This window comes from Bacillus sp. LR_5 (assembly GCF_042709275.1).
Genome location: NZ_JAVAXX010000070.1, coordinates 1 through 25,775 on the forward strand (window position 1 = coordinate 1; position 25,775 = coordinate 25,775).

Consider the following 25,775-nt stretch of genomic DNA (forward strand, 5'->3'; position numbering starts at 1 on the left):
ATTGGCGAAAAATACTGCGATTAACTATAAAGATACACGTATCAATATTTTGGACACCCCTGGACACGCAGACTTTGGGGGAGAAGTAGAACGGATTATGAAAATGGTTGACGGCGTAGTGCTTGTCGTTGACGCATATGAAGGCTGTATGCCTCAAACTCGTTTTGTTCTGAAAAAAGCTCTTGAGCAAAACCTGAACCCTGTTGTTGTTGTAAACAAAATTGACCGTGACTTTGCTCGTCCAGAGGAAGTTATCGATGAAGTTCTGGATCTGTTCATTGAGCTTGATGCTAATGAAGAGCAGCTCGAGTTCCCAGTGGTATATGCTTCCGCGATTAATGGAACAGCGAGTCTTGATCCGAAACAACAGGATGAAAACATGGAAGCTTTATATGAAACCATTATTAAGCATGTTCCGGCACCTGTTGATAATGCAGAGGAGCCGCTTCAATTCCAAGTTGCCCTTCTTGACTACAACGACTATGTAGGCCGTATCGGAATCGGACGCGTATTCCGCGGCACAATGAAAGTCGGACAGCAGGTTTCTCTTATGAAGCTTGACGGAACTGCAAAGTCATTCCGTGTTACAAAGATTTTTGGTTTCCAAGGCTTAAAGCGTGTGGAAATTGAAGAAGCAAAAGCGGGAGACCTCGTTGCGGTTTCCGGGATGGAAGATATCAACGTTGGTGAAACGGTATGTCCTGTAGACCATCAAGATCCGCTTCCGGTGCTTCGCATTGATGAGCCGACACTTCAAATGACATTTGTCGTGAATAACAGTCCGTTTGCAGGCCGTGAAGGCAAATATGTAACAGCCCGCAAAATCGAAGAGCGTCTTCAATCACAGCTTCAGACGGATGTGAGCTTGCGTGTTGAGCCAACTGCTTCTCCTGATGCTTGGGTTGTTTCAGGACGCGGTGAGCTGCACTTGTCAATTTTAATTGAAAATATGCGTCGTGAGGGCTATGAGCTTCAAGTGTCAAAACCTGAAGTTATTATCAAAGAAATCGACGGCGTACGCTGTGAGCCTGTTGAACGTGTGCAAATTGATGTTCCTGAAGAGCATACTGGCTCTGTCATGGAATCAATGGGTGCCCGCAAAGGCGAAATGGTTGATATGATCAACAACGGAAACGGCCAAGTCCGTCTCATCTTTACAGTTCCTTCCCGCGGATTGATCGGTTACTCTACAGAATTCCTATCATTAACACGCGGATTCGGTATTTTGAACCATACGTTTGACAGCTACCAGCCGATGCAGGCAGGCCAAGTCGGAGGACGCCGTCAAGGTGTACTTGTGTCAATGGAAAACGGAAAAGCAACATCATACGGTATTCAAGGAATTGAAGACCGCGGTGTCATCTTCGTTGAGCCGGGTACTGAAGTATACGAAGGAATGATCGTTGGAGAGCATAACCGTGACAACGACCTTGTTGTTAACGTCAGCAAAATGAAACAGCAAACAAACGTCCGTTCTGCGACAAAGGATCAGACAACTACAATTAAAAAAGCGCGCATCATGTCTCTTGAGGAGTCTCTAGAGTACTTAAACGAAGATGAATATTGTGAAGTAACACCTGAATCCATCCGTTTAAGAAAGAAGATCCTCAATAAGAACGAACGTGAAAAAGCAGCTAAAAAGAAAAAAACAGCAGGATTGTCTTAATCTCGTGCAGAATTTGAAAAGATAGAACCCGTACGTTTACAGGGGAGGGAATCTTTTTGAATGACGTAAGCGAACGTCTGTCGTTCTTCGCCGCTCTATATCAAGTAGACCGGCAGCCTGCGGCAGGCATGTGGCTGCTGTACGGCACGATTTTTGTGTTGGCCGTTATTGTATTTAAGCTTGGATTTGCTAAACGGCTTCCTGTATTAAAATCTGCAGTGGTGTATGTATTTTTGGCTTTGGGCTGCACTGTTTTGACTTTTTTAGGGGTGTTTTTGCCCGTGGCAGAAGGATTGGTCGTCGCTGCGCTGATTTTAATCATTTACAAAATCCGGCTGTATCAGTCGAAAAAAGGACAGTCTGCAAAATCATAAAAGACTCAGCTGAAAGCTGAGTCTTTTTTGTGTTCTGTATGGTTAAGCGGCCGCTTTATTTTTTGACTTTTTCTTTTTTCTGCTGTCCCGGGTGAAAAGTAAATTTTCCCGTTTTCAGCCGTTCCTCTGTTTTTTTGGCAATCCGATCGTGGCATTCCTGGCACATATATGTATGGATCGGGCGGTTTCGAAGCCGTTTCGCGATCAGGGTATCATCATCAATTGTTTCAATTTTATCGCAAATAGAACATTTGACCCTCATCATATCACCTCTTTCACTAACATGTATTATAGCACGGATCAGAAGCTGTCCAAAATAAGAAAAAGCTAAAGCGCAAGGCTATAGCTTAGTCATTGTTGTTCTTTTTCATATGATGATCAGATTGATCGTTTTGCTCCTTCTCCATTTCCTGCTGCTGTTTTCTATTTAATTGGTCATTTTGCTGCTTTGTTTGCGGTTCGTCTTCATTGTCAATCACGTCGTTAGGCACTTCGGGAAGCACTCGGCCGACAATTGCAGCTAATTCATCCAGTATGCCTGTTACCGGATGGCCCTCGCTGATTTCTCTGCTCATCTCACGAAGGCGGCTGACCGTATCGGGATCAGCAATGACTACTGCGTTGGCGCCATATCGATCATTCTTTAGCGCCTGAGCTACAGAATATTTAATGGTTTCCACTTTGCTTCTGTCCAAAGTATCATCGACATCAATCCCAACAACAGCATAGCCTCCCAGCACAACGGCTGTTGCATCCTTGACGTCGGGGTTTTTTTCAGCAACGCTGACAAAATGCTTGGCAATATCCGTTCTTGTTCCATTGTCTTTTGTTTCTTGAGTTGTGTCCTTTACGTGAATCGGTTTAGTCTCCTGCTGTCTTGTTGATTCTTTTTCAACATTCTGGCCCTGTTTTCCTTGTTGATAGGCACAAGCGGACAGGATAAGTGTCAGCTGTATGATAATGAAAAGAATTCGCACTTGCGGGTTCCCTCCTTAAAATGCTTTCATTAATTTTATTGTTGAATTAACCTTCTATCTTTATGCACAAAAACATATATTTTAGCAGGCATTCACCTTTTTCATCAAAAGAGAAGCAGGAAGAACTTTGACCCTTATATCAGGAGGCTGAGACTTGAGTAAAATTTATGTGTTAGATACGAATGTGTTATTACAGGATCCTAACGCGATATTTTCTTTTGAAGAAAATGAGGTTGTCATCCCTGCTGTCGTTTTAGAAGAGGTTGATTCAAAAAAACGGTATATGGACGAAGTTGGGAGGAATGCAAGGCACGTATCTAAGCTAATCGATGCGCTAAGACAAAAGGGCAGGCTGCATGAGCATGTACCACTTGACACCGGCGGCACACTGAGAATTGAACTGAATCATCGTTCGTTTCACCAGCTGCAAGAGATCTTTATTGAAAAGACGAACGATAATCGCATATTAGCCGTTGCGAAAAACTTGAGCCTCGAGGAAGAAACAAAGGAAAATGGCAGGCCAGTTATCCTCGTCAGTAAGGATGTACTGGTCAGGGTTAAAGCCGACGCAATCGGACTGCTTGCTGAAGATTTCTTGAATGACCGGGTTGTAGACAATGATGAAATGTACAGCGGCTATAAAGATTTATATATCAGCCAGCAGCTGTTCAGCTCTTTTTACGGGAAAAATCAAATTTCAGTAAACGATGTGAAACAGCATGCGTTTTATCCGAATCAGTTTGCTTTAATGAAGGATGAGCTAGGAGGGTCCTCCTCGGCAGTCGGAATTGCAGACAAAACCGGAACGGTATTAAAAAGACTCGTATTTGATGATGAACATATATGGGGAATCAGGCCGAAAAATGTACAGCAGACAATGGCATTAGAGCTTTTGCTGCGGGAAGATATTCCGCTTGTCACCCTGATCGGCAAAGCGGGAACCGGCAAAACGCTCTTAGCTTTGGCGGCAGGGCTATTACAGACAGAAGACTTGGGAATATACAAAAAGCTGGTCGTCGCAAGGCCGATTGTTCCTGTTGGCAAGGACATCGGGTATTTGCCAGGCGAAAAAGAGGAAAAGCTAAAGCCTTGGATGCAGCCGATTTTTGACAACTTAGAGTTTCTGTTTAATGCGAAAAAACCAGGGGAGCTTGATGCTATTTTGGCGGGAATTGGCTCAATTCAGGTAGAGGCGCTGACTTATATCAGAGGGAGAAGCATTCCAGATCAATTTATCATCATTGATGAAGCGCAAAATTTGACCAGGCATGAGGTGAAAACTTTGCTGACGAGAGTCGGTGAAGGCAGTAAAATTGTCTTAATGGGTGACCCTGAACAAATTGATCACCCATATTTAGACAGTCTGAACAATGGTTTGGCCTATGTGGTTGAGCGGTTTAAAGGACAACCCATCTCAGGCAGCGTGAAGCTAATAAAAGGTGAGAGATCAGGTCTCGCCCAGCTCGCAGCTGATTTGCTGTAACATTTAAATGATTTCGATCTCTTTTACATCGGTAATCGGCTGTTTGTGATGGATCGGACCTTCAAAGTAAATATGCACGGGGCCGCCTTCTTGAATCGGCTTGCCTGCCTCACTGAAATGGACAATACTGTTCAGAGCGGTTTCCAGAGAAACGGCGGCCTTTCCCGAACTTGTGACAAATACACATTGCGTCGCAGAGCTGTTCGGCTCAGCATTCTTCAGGACAGTCCCAAGTCTCATTGCGAAACTGCCGTTCATCAGTTTTTGCTTCTCATATTGTTTTTCCGTCTTTAATGTAGGCGGCGCAATTCGCCCCTCTCTGATGACGCGTTCCGGATCAAGGTCGGATTCATCCCCGGCTGATTGTAAATATGTGTCTTGACTGTCCCCTTTGCGGTCAAACGAAAATTTGCGATCATCAAAAATCCATACGCTTGGATCAATGGTAATTGGATATGTAACATTGCCTTTTACTTGGATAACGCTCATGATATGACCCCCTTCTCTCAAAATTATAAAAGTTTTCGCATGAATTGTCACTTTGTGTACAAATTATGTGTATTGAAATGCTGAGGGAACGAGGGTGTTTGCATGGTATGCCGGCATAATGATGAGCTTGAAGCCTTAGTGAAAAAGGCGAAAAAAGTAACGGACAAGGGGGAGGTAGCCAGCTATATTCCCGCCTTGGCAAAAGCTGATAAACACGACCTGTCAGTGGCGATTTATTATTCCAATAATGTTTGTCTGTCAGCAGGTGACGTAGAAAAAACATTTACGCTTCAAAGTATATCGAAAGTCCTTTCCCTTGCTTTGGTGTTAATGGAATACGGCAAAGATAAGGTCTTCAGTTATGTTGGACAGGAGCCGACCGGTGATCCGTTTAACTCAATTATCAAGCTCGAAACGGTGAATCCGAGCAAGCCGTTAAACCCTATGATTAATGCCGGGGCATTGGTAGTGACAAGTCTGATAAGAGGAAGAACGGTGAAAGAGAGACTTGATTATTTGCTTTCTCTTATCAGAAGGCTGACAAACAACCAAGAGATTACATACTGCCGGGAAGTGGCTGAATCTGAATACAGCACTTCAATGATTAATCGGGCGATGTGTTATTATATGAAGCAGTACGGCATTTTTGAAGATGATGTAGAGGCAGTAATGGATTTATACACGAAGCAATGCGCGATTGAGATGAACAGCTTGGATTTAGCGAAAATCGGATCTGTATTTGCATTGAACGGCAGACATCCAGAGACTGGGGAGCAAGTCATCTCAAAAGATGTCGCTAGAATTTGCAAAACATTTATGGTGACGTGCGGAATGTATAATGCAAGCGGGGAATTCGCAATTAAGGTCGGAATTCCTGCGAAAAGCGGCGTATCCGGCGGGATTATGGGCATTTCGCCTTACGATTTCGGGATCGGCATATTCGGCCCCGCATTAGACGAAAAAGGGAACAGCATTGCAGGTGTAAAGCTTTTGGAAATAATGTCTGAGATGTACAGGCTGAGTATTTTTTAATTTATGTCATATGCTTAAATCCTCTTGCATTTTCTGTTGATACCCTTTATGATAAATAGAAGAATTAGGTACTCGCCTGGGGAACGGAGGGATACTTTTGGCTTCAGAGATGATAGTTGACCATCGGCAAAAAGCTTTTGAACTCTTAAAAGTGGACGCTGAGAAGATTTTGAAGCTGATCCGAGTACAAATGGATAACTTAACGATGCCTCAATGTCCTCTATATGAAGAGGTTTTAGATACTCAAATGTTCGGGCTTTCGAGGGAAATCGATTTTGCTGTCCGCCTGGGATTGGTTGATGAAAAAGACGGTAAAGACCTTTTATACACATTGGAACGCGAATTGTCTGCTTTACATGACGCGTTTACAGCTAAATAAATGATAAAACTCAAACTTATTAACAGTTTGGGTTTTTTTATAACCGCTATTTTTCTCTCATCTCATAAAAGACGGTCTTTTTTTACACATTCCTTCCGAATCGTATAGAGATTCTTCGTCTCGTTTGATAAATTGTAGTAAAATAAAAAAGATAAATACATAAAAACCATAGATAATGGAAGTTAGAAGCAGGGAAGAGGATGTTATGTTAAAAAAAATGCTAAAATCTTATGATTACTCACTGATATTCGCAATCGTTTTATTATGCGGATTCGGTTTAGTGATGGTATACAGCTCAAGCATGATTACGGCTGTCTCCCGGTATGGAGTAAGCAGTAATTTTTTCTTCATGCGGCAGCTGTTTGCTTTAATTGCGGGTGGCGCTCTATTTATTCTCATGGCGTTGTTTCCTTACAAAGCACTGGCCCATCAAAAGTTTCAGAAGGGAATACTGCTTGTATCTGTTCTTGCGCTTATCTCACTGTTTGTATTCGGGCATGTTGCCGGAAACGCGCAGAGCTGGTTTAAAATCGGCGGAATGAGTATTCAGCCGGGGGAGTTTGTGAAACTGGTCGTAATTTTATACCTTGCAGCCGTATATGCAAAAAAACAAAGTTATATCGACCATCTGTTAACGGGAGTAGCCCCTCCGGTAGTCATGACGCTTATAATTTGTGGGTTAATTGCCATGCAGCCAGATTTCGGTACAGCCATGATTATAGGGTTAATTGCGACGTGCATGATCTTGTGCTCCGGCTTCAGCGGAAAGACGCTGGTGAGGCTTGTGATACTGGGCGGAATTGTTTTCATTTTAGTCAGCCCTATTATCTATTTGAATCAGGACAAAATTTTAACTGAAGGCCGTTTAGCGCGTTTTGAGAGTCTTGAAGACCCATTTAAGTATGCAAATTCATCAGGTTTGCAAGTGATCAATTCTTATTATGCGATCAGCTCAGGCGGCATTTTCGGCCTGGGGCTCGGTGAAAGTATCCAAAAATACGGATATCTGCCTGAATCACACACTGACTTTATTATGGCTGTCATTGCTGAAGAGCTCGGCATTTTTGGGGTATTGTTTGTGATTTTCTTATTGGGTTTTGTCGTCATAAAAGGTTTTTATATTGCCAGAAAATGCGAGGACCCGTTTGGAAGTCTTCTGGCGATCGGCATTTCAAGCATGATTGCCATCCAGTCGTTTATTAACCTTGGCGGTGTCAGCGGATTAATTCCGATTACAGGGGTTACGCTACCATTTATCAGTTACGGGGGCTCTTCTTTGGTGCTGCTGCTGGGGAGTATGGGGATATTAGCGAATATCAGCATGTTTGTGAAATATTCAGAGAATAAGAAAAAGAAAGAGCCCTTGGCGCCGAAAGGAATGAAAAAGAAACAGCTCAAAAAAACTGTTTATCTGTAAAAAACAAGTGTGTACAGGGGAAGGATATTCCGCTATGATAGATTATATTCCATTCGGGTAAGGGGGAGAAAAGTTTGTCTCAGCAATCGATACAAAAAGTATTAGTAGCAAACAGGGGAGAAATTGCAATCCGAATATTCCGGGCGTGTACCGAGTTGAATATTCGTACAGTTGCGGTCTATTCAAAAGAAGATTCCGGTTCCTACCATCGGTACAAAGCGGATGAAGCATACTTGGTCGGTGAAGGGAAAAAACCGATTGATGCTTACCTGGATATTGAAGGTATCATTGATATTGCGAAAAGAAACAAAGTCGATGCAATTCATCCGGGATACGGTTTCTTATCTGAAAATATTCATTTTGCGAGACGATGTGAAGAAGAAGGCATCGTATTCATAGGGCCAAAATCCGAGCATCTCGATATGTTTGGTGACAAGGTAAAAGCGCGTGAGCAGGCAGAAAAAGCGGGAATCCCCGTGATTCCGGGAAGCGACGGTCCTGCCGAAACGCTTGAAGCCGTCGAACAATTTGGACAAGCTAACGGTTATCCGATCATCATTAAAGCCTCGCTTGGCGGCGGCGGCCGCGGTATGCGGATTGTCAGATCTGAAAGTGAAGTCAAAGAAGCATATGAGCGTGCTAAATCAGAGGCGAAAGCAGCCTTTGGTAATGATGAAGTTTATGTAGAAAAATTAATTGAGAATCCGAAACATATTGAGGTTCAGGTCATTGGAGACAAGCAGGGAAATGTCGTCCATCTTTTTGAGAGGGATTGTTCCGTTCAAAGACGCCATCAAAAGGTCATTGAAGTGGCGCCGAGTGTCTCGCTGTCACCTGAATTAAGGGATCAAATTTGTGAGGCGGCAGTTGCGCTTGCTAAAAATGTAAACTATATAAATGCGGGGACGGTCGAATTCCTTGTTGCAAACAACGAGTTCTACTTTATTGAAGTAAATCCTCGCGTACAAGTTGAACACACGATAACAGAAATGATTACTGGTGTCGATATTGTTCAAACTCAGATCCTTGTTGCCCAAGGGCATAGCCTTCACAGCAAAAAAGTAAATATTCCTGAGCAAAAGGACATTTTTACAATCGGCTATGCCATTCAGTCACGGGTTACGACTGAGGATCCGCAAAATGACTTCATGCCTGATACAGGAAAAATCATGGCTTACCGCTCAGGCGGCGGTTTTGGTGTCCGTCTTGATACCGGAAACAGCTTCCAGGGCGCCGTGATCACACCATACTATGATTCACTTCTCGTTAAGCTTTCAACTTGGGCTTTAACGTTTGAACAGGCAGCTGCCAAAATGGTACGAAACCTTCAGGAGTTTAGAATCAGAGGCATAAAAACGAACATTCCGTTCCTTGAGAACGTTGCAAAACATGAGAAGTTCCTGACAGGGCAATATGATACGTCTTTCATTGATACAACGCCTGAATTATTTAAATTCCCTAAACAAAAAGACCGCGGAACGAAAATGCTCACTTACATCGGCAATGTGACAGTGAACGGCTTCCCTGGAATCGGGAAAAAAGAAAAACCGGCGTTTGACAAACCGTTAAGCGTAAAGGTAGACGTTGATCAGCAGCCTGCCAGAGGAACAAAGCAAATTCTTGATGAAAAAGGTGCAGAAGGGCTTGCAAATTGGGTTAAGGAGCAGAAATCTGTCCTTTTAACTGATACGACATTCAGGGATGCCCACCAATCGTTATTGGCAACTAGAATCAGATCGCATGATTTGAAAAAAATCGCAAATCCGACGGCTGCGTTATGGCCTGAACTATTCAGTATGGAAATGTGGGGAGGCGCGACCTTCGATGTAGCCTACCGATTCCTGAAAGAAGATCCGTGGAAGCGTTTGGAAGATCTTCGCAAAGAAGTGCCGAATACCTTATTCCAGATGCTGCTTCGCTCATCAAATGCGGTCGGCTATACGAATTATCCGGACAATGTGATTAAAGAATTTGTGAAGCAATCAGCTCAATCCGGTATTGATGTGTTTCGTATTTTCGACAGCTTAAACTGGGTAAAAGGGATGACGTTAGCCATTGATGCTGTTAGGGATACCGGCAAAGTGGCAGAAGCTGCGATTTGTTATACGGGAGATATCCTTGACAAGAACCGGACGAAGTACGACCTTGCATATTATACATCGATGGCGAAGGAGCTTGAGGCGGCCGGAGCCCATATTCTCGGGATTAAAGATATGGCAGGGCTGTTAAAACCGCAGGCTGCATATGAACTCGTTTCTGCGTTGAAAGAAACGATCGACATTCCGGTTCACCTTCATACACATGATACGAGCGGAAACGGTATTTATATGTATGCGAAAGCTGTTGAAGCCGGCGTTGATATCATAGACGTGGCGGTCAGCTCAATGGCGGGATTAACGTCACAGCCTAGCGCGAGCGGATTTTATCATGCGATGGAAGGCAACGACCGCCGTCCGGAAATGAATGTCCAAGGCGTTGAATTGCTGTCCCAATATTGGGAGTCGGTGCGTAAATATTATAGTGAATTTGAAAGCGGAATGAAGTCTCCGCATACTGAAATTTATGAACACGAAATGCCAGGGGGCCAATACAGCAACCTGCAGCAGCAGGCCAAGGGAGTAGGCCTTGGCGACCGATGGAACGAAGTCAAGGAAATGTACAGACGCGTGAACGATATGTTCGGTGACATCGTCAAGGTAACGCCTTCCTCAAAAGTTGTCGGAGATATGGCACTTTACATGGTGCAAAACAATCTGACTGAAAAAGACGTTTATGAAAAAGGCGAATCTTTAGATTTCCCTGATTCTGTCGTGGAGCTTTTTAAAGGAAATATCGGCCAGCCTCATGGCGGATTCCCGGAAAAACTGCAAAAGCTAATCTTAAAAGGGCAGGAGCCGATTACAGTCAGACCGGGCGAACTGCTTGAGCCGGTGTCATTTGAAGCGATCAAACAGGAATTTAAAGAGCAGCATAACTTGGAAATTTCAGATCAGGATGCTGTGGCATATGCCCTTTATCCTAAAGTCTTCACTGATTATGTGAAAACGACAGAAAGCTATGGAGACATCTCGGTATTAGATACACCGACATTCTTCTACGGTATGACATTGGGTGAAGAGATAGAAGTTGAAATTGAGCGCGGCAAAACGCTGATCGTTAAGCTGATTTCAATCGGTGAGCCTCAGCCTGATGCCACCCGCGTCGTTTATTTCGAACTCAACGGGCAGCCGCGTGAAGTAGTCATTAAAGATGAAAGCATTAAGTCTTCCGTTCAGGAAAGGCTGAAAGCAGACCGGACAAATCCAAGCCACATCGCAGCTTCCATGCCTGGAACCGTTATTAAGGTATTGGCTGAAGCAGGCACAAAAGTCAATAAAGGTGATCATTTGATGATTAATGAAGCGATGAAAATGGAAACAACGGTTCAGGCGCCTTTCTCAGGAACAATCAAGCAGGTTCATGTGAAAAATGGTGAGCCGATCCAAACGGGAGATCTGCTTCTCGAAATTGAAAAAGCATAAAAAAAACAAGAGTGTATATCAATGATATACACTCTTGTTTTTTTATAGAAAATGTGGAGTGAAACAGATGGTTAGAAGAGATATAAGGGGACTTCAGAGATTATAGAGTACTGTCACAAGCCCAAAATAAAAAGAGGTATACCACCAATTTTTTAGATGCTTTGTAGTAGTCCATGCATATTTCTTTAAGCACTATCTGATTTTCCAATGGCCAAAAGGCTTTAATACTTATGTTCGCGGACTATAGATGCATATGAAATTTCTATAATCACGATGAGAAAGGGGACAGACCGAAGTGAGCCGCTCACTGATCATCAAGTTCAGTGAAGGCTGGCCATTGAAACAATAAAGCACCAAAACAAGACATGAAAAAGACCAAAGCCGTCTAAGGCTTTGGTCTTGAGTCCTTATGATTGCCTGGATTCATAACGGAAACGAGCAATCAATAATAAGAAGTAGCATAGAACGCCAAACAGACAGGCAATAAAGAACGAGTGGGCAAGTGCAAAACCCAGAGCGAGTTCAGTGTATACGATCATAATACCGGACAGTGCCTGTAATGTAATGAAAATAAGACATGAGATCCATCCCCAAAAGATCTGTTTTTGATCTTTATAGGAGATAATAGCATGAACAGCGGCAACAATAATCCATACAAATAACAGTAAGGCTGCTGCTCTGTGGCCCATTTGCACCCATTCATGGAATTGGGTCGGAAGTCCATTGTTCAGCGGGCTGCACAGCGGCACATCAGGACATGCCAGGCTTGATTCAGTGTGTCTTACATATGCGCCTGTATACACAACGATATAGGAATATATCAAAATTCCTATCATGTGAAATTGCATCTTTTTGCCGATTTGAAGCGGCTTAACCAGTGTTCTGACTGATTTATCAGCTTCAAATATGAGCAATGTCAAAATAAGCACTGAAGCAAAAGAAATTAATGATATGCCGAAGTGAAGCGCCATAATCAGCGCGTTCGAACCGAATACGACAGCCAATGCGCCAAGCAATGCCTGAAGAAATAAAAAGATAATTGACATGATCGCGAGAAACGTTGTTTCACGGAAAATCGGCGTGATTTTTCTCCATGACCAAAACGCAAGGCTTAGCACAAGGACAATAGAGATTCCGCTTGCGAATCGGTGGCTCCATTCAATAATTGAAGCCGGATTCAGTTCAGGGAAAAAACGGCCGTGACACAGCGGCCACTGTCTGCCGCATCCTTGGCCGGAACCTGTTTTTGTAACGAGGGCACCCCCGATTAAAACAATTAGCATGACAAATGTCGTCAGAACACCGAGAGCTTTTAATGCTTTATTCATACAATATTCACCTTCTTAACATACTGCTGCAATTTTATATACGTTCCAAGTGTAAGCGAATATGTGTTTTGTGGCAATTCCCAGAGCCTTTTGTTCACAAAAATATAATAGAATGACGGCTTCTGGAAAATGTACACTTGATTATTCATGCCGGGTCTGATAGAAATAAGGTAAACGCAATGCCGATTTGGAGATTGCCTTCATCTTTGGTAAAATTCATAAAAAGTTCACAAATAAATTCCTGTTTGTCGTTTAATATTTAATAGGATGTTTTTTTACAAGATGTTATCTTGTATGATAGAGTTGCAGGTTATTTTATTCTCCTGCGTTAGGTTTGTAAGGGAGGTTTACGTTATGGCTAACTCCAGAATCTTAAATGATACAGCTATAGACGGACAAATTGAAGAAACAACGGCATGGAAAGATTTTCTGTCCCTTATTAAAATAGGGATCGTCAATTCTAACCTCATCACGACTTTCACTGGAATGTGGCTTGCACTGCATATATCCGGTTTAAGTTTTTTAGGCAATATAAACACCGTTCTTCTTACGTTAATCGGGTCTTCACTGATTATTGCGGGCTCCTGCGCGATCAATAACTGGTATGACCGGGACATTGACCATCTTATGGAGCGTACGAAAGTAAGACCGACGGTTACGGGTAAAATTCAGCCGAGTCAGGCGTTATGGTCTGGAATTTTGCTGGTTGCTTTAGGATTGATCATGCTGCTGATGACAACTGTCATGGCTGCTGTTATCGGTTTTATCGGAGTCTTTACGTATGTTGTATTGTACACAATGTGGACGAAACGCCGCTATACGATTAACACAGTAGTAGGAAGCGTTTCCGGTGCAGTGCCGCCGCTTATTGGATGGACGGCAGTGGAAGGGAATATCGGTGTCGTAGCATGGGTGTTATTCATGATTTTATTTATTTGGCAGATTCCTCACTTCTTAGCATTGGCTATTAAGAAAACTGAGGATTACAGAGCTGCAAATATTCCGATGCTTCCTGTCGTATACGGTTTTGAAGTGACAAAAAGACAAATTATTGTGTGGGTTGCGTGCCTGATGCCGCTTCCGTTTTTCCTTGGTAGCCTGGGTCTTCCGATTGTCATTCTCGGCTTGCTGTTAAATATCGGCTGGCTGATTCTTGGCTTAATGGGATTCCGCTCCAAGAATATCATGAAGTGGGCAACGCAGATGTTCGTTTACTCGCTTAACTACATGACAATCTATTTCGTTGCCATGGTTGTCTTGACGCTTTTCTAAAAAATAGATATGATGCTTGTTTTATCGCTTCAAAATAAACGATGACAACTAGTAAATGCCGCCTTGACCTCTTGTTTAATCAGGCGGCTTTACTTTTATACATAGATGGCATTTTGAGTAAAAAAACTCATAATTTAAGAGAAGAGGAAATGTAAGTGCTTTATTGGTGATAGGTTGGATGGCGGTAGATTTCGATCTGCTTTCCGCCTTTGTATTGACCAGAAAAGGGGTTGGGTGAAATGGTAAAGCATTGGCGTCTTATTTTATTATTAGCCTTAGGGCCGCTTCTATTAAGCGGATGTGGAAAACCTTTTTTATCCACGCTCAAGCCTGCTGGCGAGGTGGCTGATAAACAGTATGACCTGACAGTGCTCAGCACATTGATTATGGTGGTTGTTGTTGCAGTAGTATCTGTTATCTTCTTTTATGTGATTGTGAGATTTAGAAGATCACGGGTCGGTGAGAACACGATACCGAAACAGGTAGAGGGGAATAAATTTTTAGAAATCACATGGACCGTGATCCCGATTTTGCTGCTCATTATTCTTGTGATTCCTGTTGTATTATATACGCTGGAGCTAGCGGACACATCACCAATGGATAAAAAAGGCCGCAAAGCTGAGGATGCTCTTGTAGTCAATGTTAGGGCAAATTTATACTGGTGGGAGTTTGAGTACCCTGATTACGGCATTATCACAAGCCAGGAGCTGATTGTACCGACAGATCAGCGTGTATATTTTAATTTAAAAGCCTCTGATGTAAAACATTCCTTCTGGATTCCTTCAGTTGGAGGAAAACTTGATACGAATACGGATAATGAAAATAAGTTCTTCCTGACATTTGATTCAAAACGAAGCAAAGAGGCAGGAGATATGTTTTTTGGGAAGTGTGCAGAGCTTTGCGGCCCTTCACATGCGCTGATGGATTTTAAGGTGAAGACAATGTCTGCAAAGGAATTTCAGGGTTGGACAAAAGAAATGAAAAACTATAAATCTACAGCAGAGAGCGATTTGGCTAAGCAGGGTGAAGAACTGTTTAAAGAGAAAAACTGCCTGAGCTGCCATGCGGTAGAGCCGAATGATAAGCGTGCAGAAGCCGCTAGAACGGCACCTAACTTGGCGACCTTCGGTGAAAGGACAAAAGTGGCAGGGGTGAAAGAGGCCAACAAAGAAAATGTGAAGGCTTGGCTGAAGGACCCTGACAGCATAAAGCCGGGGAACAAAATGACAGGCACATATCCAAAGCTCTCAGACAGCGAAACAAATGCGCTTTATGAATACTTAAAAGGCTTAAAAGCGGAAAGCAAGTAGGGAAGAAAGGGAGATATTGGGGGAGGTCACATATGTTGAATGCGCTTACAGAAAAGCGGACGCGCGGATCTATGCTTTGGGATTATTTGACGACGGTGGACCATAAAAAAATCGCGATTCTTTATTTAGTGGCAGGGGGATTCTTCTTTCTTGTCGGGGGAATTGAAGCGATGTTTATCAGAATTCAGCTTGCAAAGCCGGAAAATGCGTTTCTCAGTGCTCAAGCGTACAATGAAGTAATGACTATGCACGGAACGACGATGATCTTTCTGGCTGCGATGCCGCTCTTATTTGCCTTGATGAATGCGGTTGTGCCTTTGCAGATCGGGGCTCGGGACGTTTCGTTTCCATTTTTAAACGCGCTTGGTTTTTGGCTCTTCTTTTTCGGGGGCATTTTCTTAAATCTAAGCTGGTTTTTGGGCGGAGCGCCAGATGCGGGCTGGACATCATATGCCTCACTTTCGCTTCATTCTAAAGGGCACGGCATAGACTTTTTCGTCCTCGGACTCCAAATATCGGGGCTCGGGACGCTGATAGCCGGGATTAACTTTTTGGCCACGATTATCAACATGAGGGCTCCGGGCATGACGTATATGAGGCTGCCTTTGTTTACATGGACGACATTTGTGGCCTCGGCATTGATTTTGTTCGCGTTTCCGCCGCTTACGGTTGGATTGGCTCTCATGATGCTGGATCGGCTGTTCGGAACCAATTTCTTTAATCCGGAGCTTGGCGGAAATACGGTCATTTGGGAACATTTATTTTGGATCTTCGGCCACCCGGAGGTTTATATCCTAATTTTGCCTGCATTCGGCATTTTTTCTGAGGTCATCCCTGTGTTCGCCAGAAAGCGTTTGTTTGGCTATTCTTCAATGGTTTTTGCAATCGTGCTCATCGGCTTTCTGGGCTTTATGGTTTGGGTGCACCACATGTTCACGACTGGTCTCGGCCCGATTGCAAATGCGATTTTTGCGGTTGCAACAATGGCTATCGCGATTCCGACCGGGATTAAGATTTTTAACTGGCTGTTGACGATTTGGGGAGGAAATGTGAAGTATACAACCGCTATGCTGTATGCTGTCTCATTTATTCCATCCTTTGTGCTCGGCGGTGTGACGGGAGTCATGCTGGCAGCAGCAGCAGCTGATTATCAGTTCCATGATACGTATTTTGTGGTTGCGCACTTCCACTACGTCATTATTGGCGGTGTTGTATTCGGCCTTTTAGCCGGTGTTCATTTCTGGTGGCCGAAAATGTTCGGTAAAATTCTGCATGAAACGATGGGGAAAATTTCATTTGTATTGTTTTTTATCGGCTTTCACCTCACGTTTTTCATTCAGCATTTTGTCGGCTTAATGGGGATGCCGCGCCGGGTTTATACGTTTTTGCCAGGACAGGGTCTGGAAACCGGCAACTTGATCAGTACAATCGGGGCGTTTTTTATGGCGGCAGCTGTTATTCTTCTGCTGGTCAATGTCATATGGACATCGGTAAAAGGTGAATATGTAGGTGCTGATCCATGGCATGACGGACGTACGCTGGAATGGACCGTTTCTTCACCGCCGCCGGAGTATAACTTTAAACAGCTTCCTTTTGTCAGAGGACTTGATCCGTTTTGGATTGAGAAGCAGGCAGGGCACAAATCAATGACGCCGGCGGAACCGGTTGATGATATTCATATGCCAAACGGCTCGATCCTGCCGCTCGTCATTTCCTTCGGCCTTTTTGTCGCAGCGTTCGGGCTGCTGTACAGAAGTGATTACGCTTGGGGCCTGCCGGTGATCTTTATCGGGCTCGGCATCACATTTATTACGATGCTGCTTCGTTCAGTAATTGATGATCACGGCTATCATATTCATAAAGAGGAACTGCCGAACGATGATAAAGGGGTGAAGGCATAATGCAAGTTCAAGAAAAATTCACCGCAGAAACCTTTCCAGCTTCTCCTGAAAAAGTAACCCTGGAAGGGAAAAATAAATTTTTAGGCTTTTGGCTTTTTCTTGGCGGAGAGACTGTTCTGTTTGCGTCTCTCTTCGCCACGTTTCTTGCGCTTCGGAATTCAAATGCCGGTGATCCGCCTACGACGGAAATGTTCGATGTGACACTTGTATTCATTGCCACAATGCTTCTATTAACGAGCAGTTTAACGAGTGTGTACGCGATGTACCACATGAAGAACTTTTCCTTCGGCAAGATGCAGCTTTGGCTGGGAATTACGATTTTATTGGGGGCGGGCTTTTTAGGACTGGAAATCTATGAGTTCAAGCATTACACCCATGAATTTGGCTTTACCATCACAAGCTCTGCCCTCGGTTCTGCATTTTACACGCTTGTCGGTACACACGGCGCCCACGTGGCATTTGGGCTTATGTGGATCAGCACGCTTATGATCCGCAATGCCAAGAGAGGGCTGAATCTGTATACGGCGCCTAAGTTTTACGTTGCCAGCCTTTATTGGCACTTTATTGATGTCGTGTGGGTCTTCATCTTTACCGTTGTATATTTAATGGGGATGGTGGGATAAACATGGTCGATAAAAAAAGCAGAGGGCATATCAATAGCGACCTTGAATTTAAGAAAAAAAAGCATGCCCGGGAGATGAAATATCAAGTCCTGTCTTTTGGTTTAATGATCGGTCTTACGATTGTTGCATTTCTGACTGTGGCCACGGACGGTGTCGGCAGCTGGTTTACGATTCCTTTCATTATTTTGCTAGCTGCAATTCAAGTCATTTTTCAGCTGTATTATTTCATGCATATGAATCAGAAAGGGCATGAGGCGCCGGCACTGTTTTTGTATTCAGGGGTGTTTGTCGCGTTTATCACTGTGCTTGCGTTTGTGACAATTATATGGTGGTAATTTGAAACAGCCGCCGGAGGTGAAGAAATGAATCAGTTGGAGATATTCGGGTTTCGCGCGATGTGGAGCCCTTATCTTTTTTGTATCCTGTTAGGCATTACGGCGCTGTATCTCTATTTTTACAGGCGAATGTCTTCAAAGCCAAATCGAATAACTGGTAAAGAGATGGTGTGCTTTCTGTCGGCGATGCTGTTTTTATATGCAGCCGAGGGAAGCCCGGTTGATCTGCTCGGACATATTATGTTCAGCGCACATATGGTGCAGATGGCCGTCCTGTATTTGGTTGTCCCGCCGCTGTTAATCGCGGGAATTCCTGCATGGCTCTGGGAAAAAATCATTTTCAGGCCTTCAATCAAACCGGTTTTTTCCTTTTTTACGACGCCTTTAATTGCTTTGCTTTTGTTTAACGGCATTTTTTCTTTATATCATGTACCGCTTATATTTGATACTGTCAAAACGGATCCGTTTTACCATACATTAATCACTTGGCTTATCTTTGTGCTTGCGTTCTTCATGTGGTGGCCGCTTGTTCATAAGGTTGAGCGTCTACGGCAGCTCAGCGGCTTGATGAAGCTGGGTTATATTATGGCGGACGGTATGCTGCTCACACCTGCTTGCGCCTTGATCATGTTCAGCGGTGCACCGTTATACGCCACCTATACAGATCCGGCTGTATGGGCTGAGGCAATGAGGCTTTGTGTGCCAGCGGATATGATGGGGCAGGTCCCATTAACAGGGCCAGAGATGTTGAATACACTGCCTTTGTTAGAGGATCAGCAGCTCGGAGCAGTCATGATGAAAATCATTCAGGAAATTGTGTACGGTACTTTTTTGGCCATTATTTTTTTCCAATGGGTGAAGAAAGAAAGGGAAAAGGACGGGCAGGAGGAGCCGCCGTATATTCAGCAGACGATATCATAAAAGGTACAGCGAAATATGCTGTACCTTTTCGTTACATTTGAACTGTTTTTAACATGTCGGCTATGTCCTGAATCAGTGCCTTGCTTTTTGTCACAACCTGTACGGGAAACTCTTCCGTTTCTCCATATTCTACTCCATGAGGGTAGTAATGCTTTCCTAGGAGAGGGGACATTAATTGAATCACGGCGCGCCCGCTTCCGACATCGCCTTCTGCCGCAATACCTTGTAGCCGCAGGTAAAACGTACCCTCAATCGTCGAAAACTTCTTGTCATAGGTGACTCTCTCGTAATCCCATTGACCCGCTCTGATAAGACCTTTGCTTTCCATTAAGTCGTCTAGCCAGCTGAGCTCAGCCTTAACCCCTTCAAGTCCGCTTTCAGTAAACTTCAACACTGACCCCTCCTTATAAAAATTACCTTTCCTGACAATCATAGTATGAAAGCGTTAAACTTTCAATGAATCTTCTTCTTTTGAAAGTATGCAAAAATTAAATTTTGACGACAATAGCACTAGACTAAAGGAGGTTAAACGGATGACAAAAATAAAAGATCTGATGACAGCCGACTTGCAATATTGCACGGTATTAGATAATGTATATGAAGCTGCAGTAAAGATGAAGGACGCAAATGTAGGAGCGATACCGGTAGTTGATGAGGACGGGGAAACATTGGTCGGCATCGTAACCGACCGCGATCTCGTATTAAGAGGAATCGCCATCAAAAAACCGAACTCGCAAAAAATCACTGACGCGATGACTGAAAAACCTGTCAGTGTGGAGGAAGATGCTTCAGTCGATGAGGTTCTTCATTTGATGGCATCGCATCAGCTCAGAAGGATACCAGTTACAAAAAATAAAAAACTGACTGGAATTGTCACGCTTGGTGATCTTTCTTTATCTGAGCAAACGAATGAACGTGCCGGCAGCGCCTTATCGGATATTTCCGAAGGGGATAATAGAGAAGAAGGCTTTTTTCATTAACACATAAATCTTTGACATGTTAAATAGGCTGTATTGTAATGGGATGTAAACAAGAGATTGTGAATCGCCACGGGGGTGATAGATTGAAAAATATATTGAGAGCAATGGTTATCCTTTTGATTATCTGCGGAACTTATGTTCTGTTTATTCAATATGGATCTGTTCCTGAAAAGAAATCAAATGACAGCGAGCCTCAGGTGTCGAATGAGGAAGCGCAAAGCGGCAAACGAATACATATGCCGACTTCAGGGTTATTGTCCTTCATGGGCAAGCCCGCCGATGAAGTAACGAAAAAGCTTGGGGAACCTGAACGTATTGACCCTTCGGCTTATGATTACGATTGGTGGGTATACAATCAAGGTAAGGATCAATATATCCAAATCGGGGTATTAAACAATAAAGTGGTCACATTATTCGCGTCGGGTAATGATATTAACGCCAAGCCTTTCAAAATTGGAGAATCAACTGGCGAAGTATTTAAGACCACCCAGGTGGCACCATTTGTGAATGTAGAGTATAAAGGAAATTCCTATCGGTTTGAATTTTCTGAAGAAGATATCAATACAAGACCGACTGTAAAGGTAGGAAAGATGTATGTCCAGCTGTATATGGACAAATTTGAGGGGAAGCTATCCAGCATTAGGGCGTTTGATGCGCAAACCTTTGTAAAGCAAAGACCTTATGAGGTAGTGTACCGCGGGGAATTAATTAAACCGAAAGCCGTTTCAGATGAGAAATGGAAAAAGATCCAAACAACGAGCGAAAAGCAAATCCTTGATTTGACGAATGTCATACGCGTTAAACATGGACTTGCGAAGCTTGAATGGGATCAGCCAACGGCGGAGGTGGCGTTTGGACATAGTGAGGATATGAAGGAAAATAATTATTTCTCCCATGTCTCTAAAAAATACGGCTCGCTGAAAGACCGCTTAGAAGAAGGGCATGTTGACTTTCAGCAAGCGGGAGAAAATATCGCATACAATTATGTGGACGGTCCGGCCGCTGTAGAAGGCTGGCTGAATAGCGAAGGCCATCGAAAAGCGTTGCTGAATTCAGATTATACGCATCTTGGTGTCGGAGTAGACCGGAAATATTACACCCAAAATTTTATTAAGCGATGGTAATGAAAGCCGCGGACGAATGGTTCCCGGCTTTTTCTATTTCCATACAAGCTGGTCTGAATGAATGTGCTAATAGCTTACAGATAAGGCCGTTTCCCATTCCTTCAGTCAGGCTTTTTCACCAGTGTATAGGGATATCGCTAAAAATTCATTTGGGAATGAATATAGGCGAACACAATGCCCGACAAAACGATACATTGTAGTAGGTAACGATTTTCGGAGGGGGTGAGGATTGTGGCGAATCAACATGCCAATCATTCAATCAATGACTTTAAACAATTCGTCAAAAAGCATCCCAAGCTGATAAAAGAAGTGCGCAAAGAACAAAGAAGCTGGCAGGACGTATATGAAAATTGGGTCCTCTTCGGGGAGAGCGATCCGATTTGGGATCCGTATCGGGAACCGGAAGAAGCTTCTGAAGCTGTGCCTGAAACACCGCAAAAAAATGATTTTGTCTCGAAAATGGTGACAGCGGTGAAAAAGATGGATGTCAATCAAATGAACGAACAAATCAATAAAATGAGCCAGTCGATCTCATCGTTGCAAAGCCTTCTTAATACATTTTCCGGAAGCGGACAGAAGCATTCTCAGCCAGGCTCTGGACAGCATCCTTTTTCTTTTCGAAAGGATTAAAAAAGGGGAGCTCATATGCGCAAAGAGGTTCAGGAATATATTTTAGCAAACGAAGAACGGAAACGATTCATCAGAGAACAGCCGATATGGTACCGCAGGCTTTCAAGAAAACCGGATGATCTGTCCTCCTTTCAGCTTGAAATGATGAATTTTTATGAAAAAACCATTCCGCATCGGGTGAATCAGTTTACGAACGGGATTCAAATGGCGCAAATGATGATGCAAATGTTTCAAGCGATGCGGACAAAAGATTAAAAGGCCCCGAAAAAGGGTCTTTTTTCATGCGGACATAAGGTTTTGTATACGGCTGCGGTTAAGCATTTTCCAATTGGCTGGTTTCATGGTAAACTAACAACTGGAGGTGCATGTTATGTATGCGACGATGGAATCCGTGCGGCTTCAAAGTGAAGCTCAGCAGCTTGCCGAGATGATTCTGCAGTCGGAGACGGCTGAGAACTACCGCAATTGTTACAAGCGTCTCCAGGAAGATGAAGAGGCAGGTCGGATTATTCGTTCTTTTATCAAAATAAAAGAGCAGTATGAGGATGTACAGCGTTTTGGCAAATATCATCCTGACTATAGAGAAATATCCCGGAAAATGAGGGAGATCAAACGTGAGCTGGACCTGAACGACAAGGTGGCTGACTTCAAGAGAGCTGAAAATGAGCTCCAGTCCATTCTTGATGAGGTCAGCGTTGAGATTGGGACAGCTGTTTCGGAGCATGTGAAAGTTCCGACTGGGAACCCTTATTTTGACGGTTTGTCTTCATGCGGAGGCGGCTGCGGTTCAGGCGGAAGCTGCGGATGTAAAGTGTCCTGACGAGACTGGCCGTCTCGTCTTTTACATATAAGAGAAAACAGGCAGGTGATTGTATTGGAGAATAGGCGCCAGGGCATGGTTGTGTATCTGCACTCCCTAAAGCAAAGCAAAATGCTGAGGAAGTTCGGGAATGTGCACTATGTATCAAAACGATTAAAATATGTCGTACTGTACTGTGATATGGACCAAATTCAAAAAACAATGGACAAGATTGCGTCTTACTCATTTGTGAAAAAAGTGGAGCCTTCTTATAAACCGTTTTTAAAATTGGAATTCGAGTCAAAGCTTGATAAGGCAAAAGAATACGATTATAAAATCGGCATATAGCTATAAAAAAATCCCCGCAGGCATCTGCGGGGTCCTTCTATTCCTTAATATGTTAAGGAGAAGGCAAAGGGAGAGGAGAAACCGGAGGAAGAACTTATGGGGAAACGTAAGTCTTCTCCGCGGTTGGCAACAACATCCTCTAGATGCTGTTGCTTATAGTATGGACAAGGATCATGCTGCCTATACACCTGTTTACCAAGATTAGCGTTCATTGTTTGGAAGAATGCTTTATGTTAAGATAGGATTGATTTTTTTCTATGTACATAGCGGCGTCCGGCCGAATAAAGAAACAAAATAGCTTTTAGAAAAAGTGGTGTGGAACATGAGAGTAATTTCTGGATCAAAAAAAGGCCGTTCACTAAAGGCTGTACCCGGAACATCAACAAGACCGACAACCGACAAAGTGAAGGAATCCATTTTCAATATGATCGGCCCTTATTTTGACGGGGGCAGGGGACTTGACTTATTCGCAGGGAGCGGAGGTCTTGGAATCGAAGCGCTTTCACGCGGGTTTGAGCATTGTATATTCGTTGACCGTGATTTTAAAGCGATTCAAACGGTAAAATCTAATTTGAAAACGCTGGAGCTTACAAAACATGCACAGGTATACCGCAATGATGCGGAACGTGCTTTGCACGCTGCTGCTAAAAGAGAAACCGGCTTTCGCGGCATTTTTCTCGATCCGCCGTATAAGGAACAAAAGCTGAAAGCACTTTTAACGCTGATTGACGAATATCAAATGCTGGAAGAAAACGGCTTTATCGTCGCTGAGCATGACAGAGAGGTCGAGCTTCCCGAAACCGTAGGAGATCTTGTGATGACAAGAAAAGAAACCTATGGGCTTACAGGTGTGGCGATTTATAAAAAGAGGGGGTAGTGAGGTGGCGAGTATAGCTGTCTGTCCCGGCAGTTTTGATCCGGTGACCTACGGGCATCTGGACATCATCAAACGCGGGGCGCATATTTTTGAACAAGTGTATGTATGTGTGCTGAATAATTCTTCAAAAAAGCCTTTGTTCAGTGTGGAAGAACGGTGTGAGCTTCTGAGAGAAGTGACAAAAGACATTCCGAACATAACAGTTGAAACATCGCAAGGCCTGTTAATTGATTATGCAAAAAGAAAAAATGCGAAAGCGATTTTAAGAGGCTTGAGAGCTGTATCTGATTTTGAATACGAGATGCAGGGGACGTCAGTAAACCGTGTGCTTGATGAATCCATCGAGACATTTTTTATGATGACAAACAATCAATATTCGTTTCTAAGTTCAAGCATCGTAAAAGAAGTGGCGAGATACAACGGCTCGGTATCAGAGTTTGTACCGCCGGAAGTAGAGCTGGCGCTTCAGCAAAAATTCAGACAAGGATGAGGGTTTTGACTCATCCTTTTTTTGTTCCGTTTGTCAGTCTGTAAGAAAAAATGATAATGTACGTAAACAGCGCGCATAGTGTGACAGCAGGTCCGATCTGCACAAGCAGATTCCAGCCATTTATAAAGGCAGTTGGCATGTCACTGCTGTTAAGAGATTTAAATACATACTGATATGGATCATGCCATGCCGTGTAAAGAGGTTTCCATAAAAGCATGACGAAGACAGCGGCATAAACGCCCTGCAGCAAACGTGCGATAAAGAATGGTTTAAATCTAATGTCGGTTTCCGATAAAATACCTGCCACCTGAGCTTGTACGGAAAAGCCGCTAAACCCAAGAATAAAGCTGACGATAATGGCTTTTTGCAGAAGAGAAACATCTGTCTCGCTGACAAGCTTGCTGCCTAATGTAATTTCAAACATCCCTGATAAAAGCGGAATGTCCAATTGAGTCGGAAGCTGAAACAAAGTCAGTGCTCCTTTTGTGAAAACAGACAAAACATCAGTCAGCTGGACCACTGACAACAGCCGATTGAAGACAGAAAATAAAATAATAAAGCCGCCTACCATAAGAAGCGTTTGAACAGAAGACGTCACGGCGTCGCCTAAAATTTTACCTAAGGGCCGTTTTTCTGCAAGTCTGGCGGTATGAAGAGCGTGTAAAGCATCTTTGACTGAAGGGAAAGGTATCGTTTTCTTTCTTCTGAGATGCTGCTCTTCCTTGCGGCCATAGGAGCGCATTGTTAAACCGACGGCAAGATTCCCCAAATAGTGTGCAGAAGCTAATAAAATGCCTAGTGATGCGTTTTGAAAGAAACCGACGGCAACAGCGCCGAAAATAAAGAGCGGGTTTGAAGAATTGGTAAACGACGCGAGCCGTTCTGCCTCTACTCTTGAAATCTGATTTTCCTGCCGCAGACGGGCAGTGAGTTTTGCGCCCGCTGGGTTTCCTGATGCCATTCCCATAGCAAGAACGAAGCCGCCGACACCCGGCACGCGAAAGATCGGCCGCATAAAAGGCTCAAGCAAAACACCGACAAACCGCACAATGCCAAAGCCGATTAAGAGTTCGGACAGAATAAAAAATGGCAGCAATGACGGAAACACAACCTCCCACCACATAGACAGCCCGGTTTTAGAGGCTTCGAATGAGGCCTGTGGATGTGAGATGACAGTCGCTGTTAAAAAAATAAAAAATGAGGCAATCAAAAGTGTATTAATCTTCGACAAGTTCATTCTTACCTCCCCGATGCTAAAAATGCCCAATGACATGTATATCATGATAAAATAATGTATGATGTAAAACGGCCAAGCAGTACCTGTCCTCTTGATTCTTTGTACTAATATACGAGCATAGGGGTTCAGTTTAGACCATAGAATTCGGTATACAGGGAATTCAGGCAGGAGGTTAACGCATTGGCCAAACCTAAAATCGGGTTAGCGTTAGGATCGGGAGGGGCCAGAGGGCTGGCTCATCTCGGTGTGCTTTCCAGTATGT

At 43.7% G+C, this 25,775-nt stretch carries 27 protein-coding genes and 1 pseudogene; 22 read left to right on the forward strand and 6 right to left on the reverse strand.

Annotation, left to right across the window (positions count from 1 at the left end):
* A partial coding sequence (typA, locus tag RAC86_RS15845) for a translational GTPase TypA (RefSeq protein WP_377885855.1) occupies positions 1-1,666 on the forward strand: 1,666 nt, incomplete at its 5' end.
* A gap of 56 nt (positions 1,667-1,722) precedes the next feature.
* The gene (locus RAC86_RS15850) at positions 1,723-2,040 is read left to right on the forward strand and encodes a YlaH-like family protein (RefSeq protein ID WP_003232274.1); all 318 of its coding nucleotides are present in this window, start codon (positions 1,723-1,725) and stop codon (positions 2,038-2,040) included.
* A gap of 55 nt (positions 2,041-2,095) precedes the next feature.
* On the opposite strand, the gene RAC86_RS15855 is transcribed toward RAC86_RS15850, so the two are convergent.
* Positions 2,096-2,305, reverse strand: coding sequence for a YlaI family protein (locus RAC86_RS15855; RefSeq protein WP_003232271.1), 210 nt, complete (start codon positions 2,303-2,305; stop codon positions 2,096-2,098).
* An 82-nt stretch (positions 2,306-2,387) separates the two neighbouring features.
* Positions 2,388-3,017, reverse strand: a complete 630-nt coding sequence (locus tag RAC86_RS15860) for a YhcN/YlaJ family sporulation lipoprotein (protein WP_377885856.1) — start codon at positions 3,015-3,017, stop codon at positions 2,388-2,390.
* A gap of 154 nt (positions 3,018-3,171) precedes the next feature.
* Between RAC86_RS15860 and RAC86_RS15865 the strand changes: the two genes are divergently transcribed.
* Positions 3,172-4,500 (forward strand): PhoH family protein, encoded by a 1,329-nt coding sequence (locus RAC86_RS15865; RefSeq protein WP_377885857.1) that lies wholly within the window; start codon positions 3,172-3,174, stop codon positions 4,498-4,500.
* A gap of 3 nt (positions 4,501-4,503) precedes the next feature.
* Here RAC86_RS15865 and RAC86_RS15870 read toward each other — a convergent pair whose 3' ends face one another.
* Entirely contained in the window at positions 4,504-4,989 is a 486-nt protein-coding gene (locus RAC86_RS15870; protein WP_377885858.1) for a peptidyl-prolyl cis-trans isomerase, read from the reverse strand.
* A 102-nt stretch (positions 4,990-5,091) separates the two neighbouring features.
* On the opposite strand from RAC86_RS15870, the gene glsA reads away from it, so the two are divergent.
* The 4 genes from glsA to pyc all read left to right on the forward strand — a co-directional run bounded on the left by glsA (position 5,092) and on the right by pyc (position 11,338).
* Positions 5,092-6,021 (forward strand): glutaminase A, encoded by a 930-nt coding sequence (gene glsA, locus RAC86_RS15875; protein WP_377885859.1) that lies wholly within the window; start codon positions 5,092-5,094, stop codon positions 6,019-6,021.
* 97 nt (positions 6,022-6,118) lie between these two features.
* Entirely contained in the window at positions 6,119-6,400 is a 282-nt protein-coding gene (locus tag RAC86_RS15880) for an Fpa/YlaN family protein (RefSeq protein ID WP_003245286.1), read from the forward strand.
* Positions 6,401-6,605: 205 nt separating this feature from the next.
* Positions 6,606-7,817 carry a cell division protein FtsW gene (ftsW, locus tag RAC86_RS15885; protein WP_009967159.1) on the forward strand — a complete coding sequence of 404 codons (1,212 nt, stop codon included), beginning with the start codon at positions 6,606-6,608 and terminating at the stop codon, positions 7,815-7,817.
* A gap of 74 nt (positions 7,818-7,891) precedes the next feature.
* Positions 7,892-11,338 carry a pyruvate carboxylase gene (gene pyc, locus RAC86_RS15890; protein WP_029726522.1) on the forward strand — a complete coding sequence of 1,149 codons (3,447 nt, stop codon included), beginning with the start codon at positions 7,892-7,894 and terminating at the stop codon, positions 11,336-11,338.
* A 407-nt stretch (positions 11,339-11,745) separates the two neighbouring features.
* Here the strand turns inward: pyc and ctaA are convergent, their stop codons facing one another.
* Positions 11,746-12,666: a heme A synthase CtaA gene (ctaA, locus tag RAC86_RS15895; protein WP_015252157.1), complete on the reverse strand. Its 921-nt coding sequence runs from the start codon at positions 12,664-12,666 to the stop codon at positions 11,746-11,748.
* 354 nt (positions 12,667-13,020) lie between these two features.
* On the opposite strand from ctaA, the gene cyoE reads away from it, so the two are divergent.
* The 6 genes from cyoE to ctaG all read left to right on the forward strand — a co-directional run bounded on the left by cyoE (position 13,021) and on the right by ctaG (position 19,028).
* Positions 13,021-13,938, forward strand: coding sequence for a heme o synthase (gene cyoE, locus RAC86_RS15900; RefSeq protein WP_003232250.1), 918 nt, complete (start codon positions 13,021-13,023; stop codon positions 13,936-13,938).
* A 239-nt stretch (positions 13,939-14,177) separates the two neighbouring features.
* Entirely contained in the window at positions 14,178-15,248 is a 1,071-nt protein-coding gene (gene coxB / locus RAC86_RS15905; RefSeq protein WP_256683413.1) for a cytochrome c oxidase subunit II, read from the forward strand.
* A gap of 32 nt (positions 15,249-15,280) precedes the next feature.
* On the forward strand, positions 15,281-17,149 hold the full coding sequence (gene ctaD, locus RAC86_RS15910; RefSeq protein ID WP_032725638.1) for a cytochrome c oxidase subunit I: 1,869 nt from the start codon (positions 15,281-15,283) through the stop codon (positions 17,147-17,149).
* Positions 17,149-17,772 carry a cytochrome c oxidase subunit III gene (gene ctaE, locus RAC86_RS15915; protein ID WP_003232244.1) on the forward strand — a complete coding sequence of 208 codons (624 nt, stop codon included), beginning with the start codon at positions 17,149-17,151 and terminating at the stop codon, positions 17,770-17,772. The genes ctaD and ctaE overlap by 1 nt, the downstream gene beginning before the upstream one ends.
* Before the next feature lie 2 nt (positions 17,773-17,774).
* Positions 17,775-18,107 (forward strand): cytochrome c oxidase subunit IVB, encoded by a 333-nt coding sequence (ctaF, locus tag RAC86_RS15920; protein WP_003232242.1) that lies wholly within the window; start codon positions 17,775-17,777, stop codon positions 18,105-18,107.
* Positions 18,108-18,134: 27 nt separating this feature from the next.
* Positions 18,135-19,028 (forward strand): cytochrome c oxidase assembly factor CtaG, encoded by an 894-nt coding sequence (ctaG, locus tag RAC86_RS15925; RefSeq protein WP_046664162.1) that lies wholly within the window; start codon positions 18,135-18,137, stop codon positions 19,026-19,028.
* Positions 19,029-19,059: 31 nt separating this feature from the next.
* Here the strand turns inward: ctaG and RAC86_RS15930 are convergent, their stop codons facing one another.
* A complete protein-coding gene (locus RAC86_RS15930; protein ID WP_377885860.1) occupies positions 19,060-19,422 on the reverse strand; it encodes a YugN family protein in 363 nt (120 codons plus the stop codon).
* A gap of 139 nt (positions 19,423-19,561) precedes the next feature.
* On the opposite strand from RAC86_RS15930, the gene RAC86_RS15935 reads away from it, so the two are divergent.
* From RAC86_RS15935 to coaD, 8 genes are all read left to right on the forward strand, one after another.
* Positions 19,562-20,008 (forward strand): CBS domain-containing protein, encoded by a 447-nt coding sequence (locus tag RAC86_RS15935; RefSeq protein WP_003221362.1) that lies wholly within the window; start codon positions 19,562-19,564, stop codon positions 20,006-20,008.
* 83 nt (positions 20,009-20,091) lie between these two features.
* Positions 20,092-21,132 carry a CAP domain-containing protein gene (locus RAC86_RS15940; protein WP_014479713.1) on the forward strand — a complete coding sequence of 347 codons (1,041 nt, stop codon included), beginning with the start codon at positions 20,092-20,094 and terminating at the stop codon, positions 21,130-21,132.
* 231 nt (positions 21,133-21,363) lie between these two features.
* Positions 21,364-21,762, forward strand: coding sequence for a YlbD family protein (gene ylbD, locus RAC86_RS15945; RefSeq protein ID WP_003232233.1), 399 nt, complete (start codon positions 21,364-21,366; stop codon positions 21,760-21,762).
* Positions 21,763-21,777: 15 nt separating this feature from the next.
* Positions 21,778-22,017, forward strand: coding sequence for a YlbE-like family protein (locus RAC86_RS15950; RefSeq protein ID WP_003232231.1), 240 nt, complete (start codon positions 21,778-21,780; stop codon positions 22,015-22,017).
* A 115-nt stretch (positions 22,018-22,132) separates the two neighbouring features.
* Positions 22,133-22,582: a regulatory iron-sulfur-containing complex subunit RicF gene (gene ricF / locus RAC86_RS15955; RefSeq protein ID WP_003221370.1), complete on the forward strand. Its 450-nt coding sequence runs from the start codon at positions 22,133-22,135 to the stop codon at positions 22,580-22,582.
* A 54-nt stretch (positions 22,583-22,636) separates the two neighbouring features.
* Positions 22,637-22,909, forward strand: a complete 273-nt coding sequence (locus RAC86_RS15960; protein ID WP_024573211.1) for a YlbG family protein — start codon at positions 22,637-22,639, stop codon at positions 22,907-22,909.
* Between the two features lie 322 nt (positions 22,910-23,231).
* Positions 23,232-23,786: a 16S rRNA (guanine(966)-N(2))-methyltransferase RsmD gene (rsmD, locus tag RAC86_RS15965; protein WP_029726518.1), complete on the forward strand. Its 555-nt coding sequence runs from the start codon at positions 23,232-23,234 to the stop codon at positions 23,784-23,786.
* A 4-nt stretch (positions 23,787-23,790) separates the two neighbouring features.
* Positions 23,791-24,276: a pantetheine-phosphate adenylyltransferase gene (gene coaD / locus RAC86_RS15970; RefSeq protein ID WP_003245283.1), complete on the forward strand. Its 486-nt coding sequence runs from the start codon at positions 23,791-23,793 to the stop codon at positions 24,274-24,276.
* Between the two features lie 10 nt (positions 24,277-24,286).
* Here the strand turns inward: coaD and spoVV are convergent, their stop codons facing one another.
* Positions 24,287-25,513: a dipicolinic acid transporter SpoVV gene (spoVV, locus tag RAC86_RS15975; protein ID WP_029726517.1), complete on the reverse strand. Its 1,227-nt coding sequence runs from the start codon at positions 25,511-25,513 to the stop codon at positions 24,287-24,289.
* Positions 25,514-25,693: 180 nt separating this feature from the next.
* On the opposite strand from spoVV, the pseudogene RAC86_RS15980 reads away from it, so the two are divergent.
* A pseudogene (locus RAC86_RS15980) lies at positions 25,694-25,775 on the forward strand (patatin family protein); the annotation flags it as partial.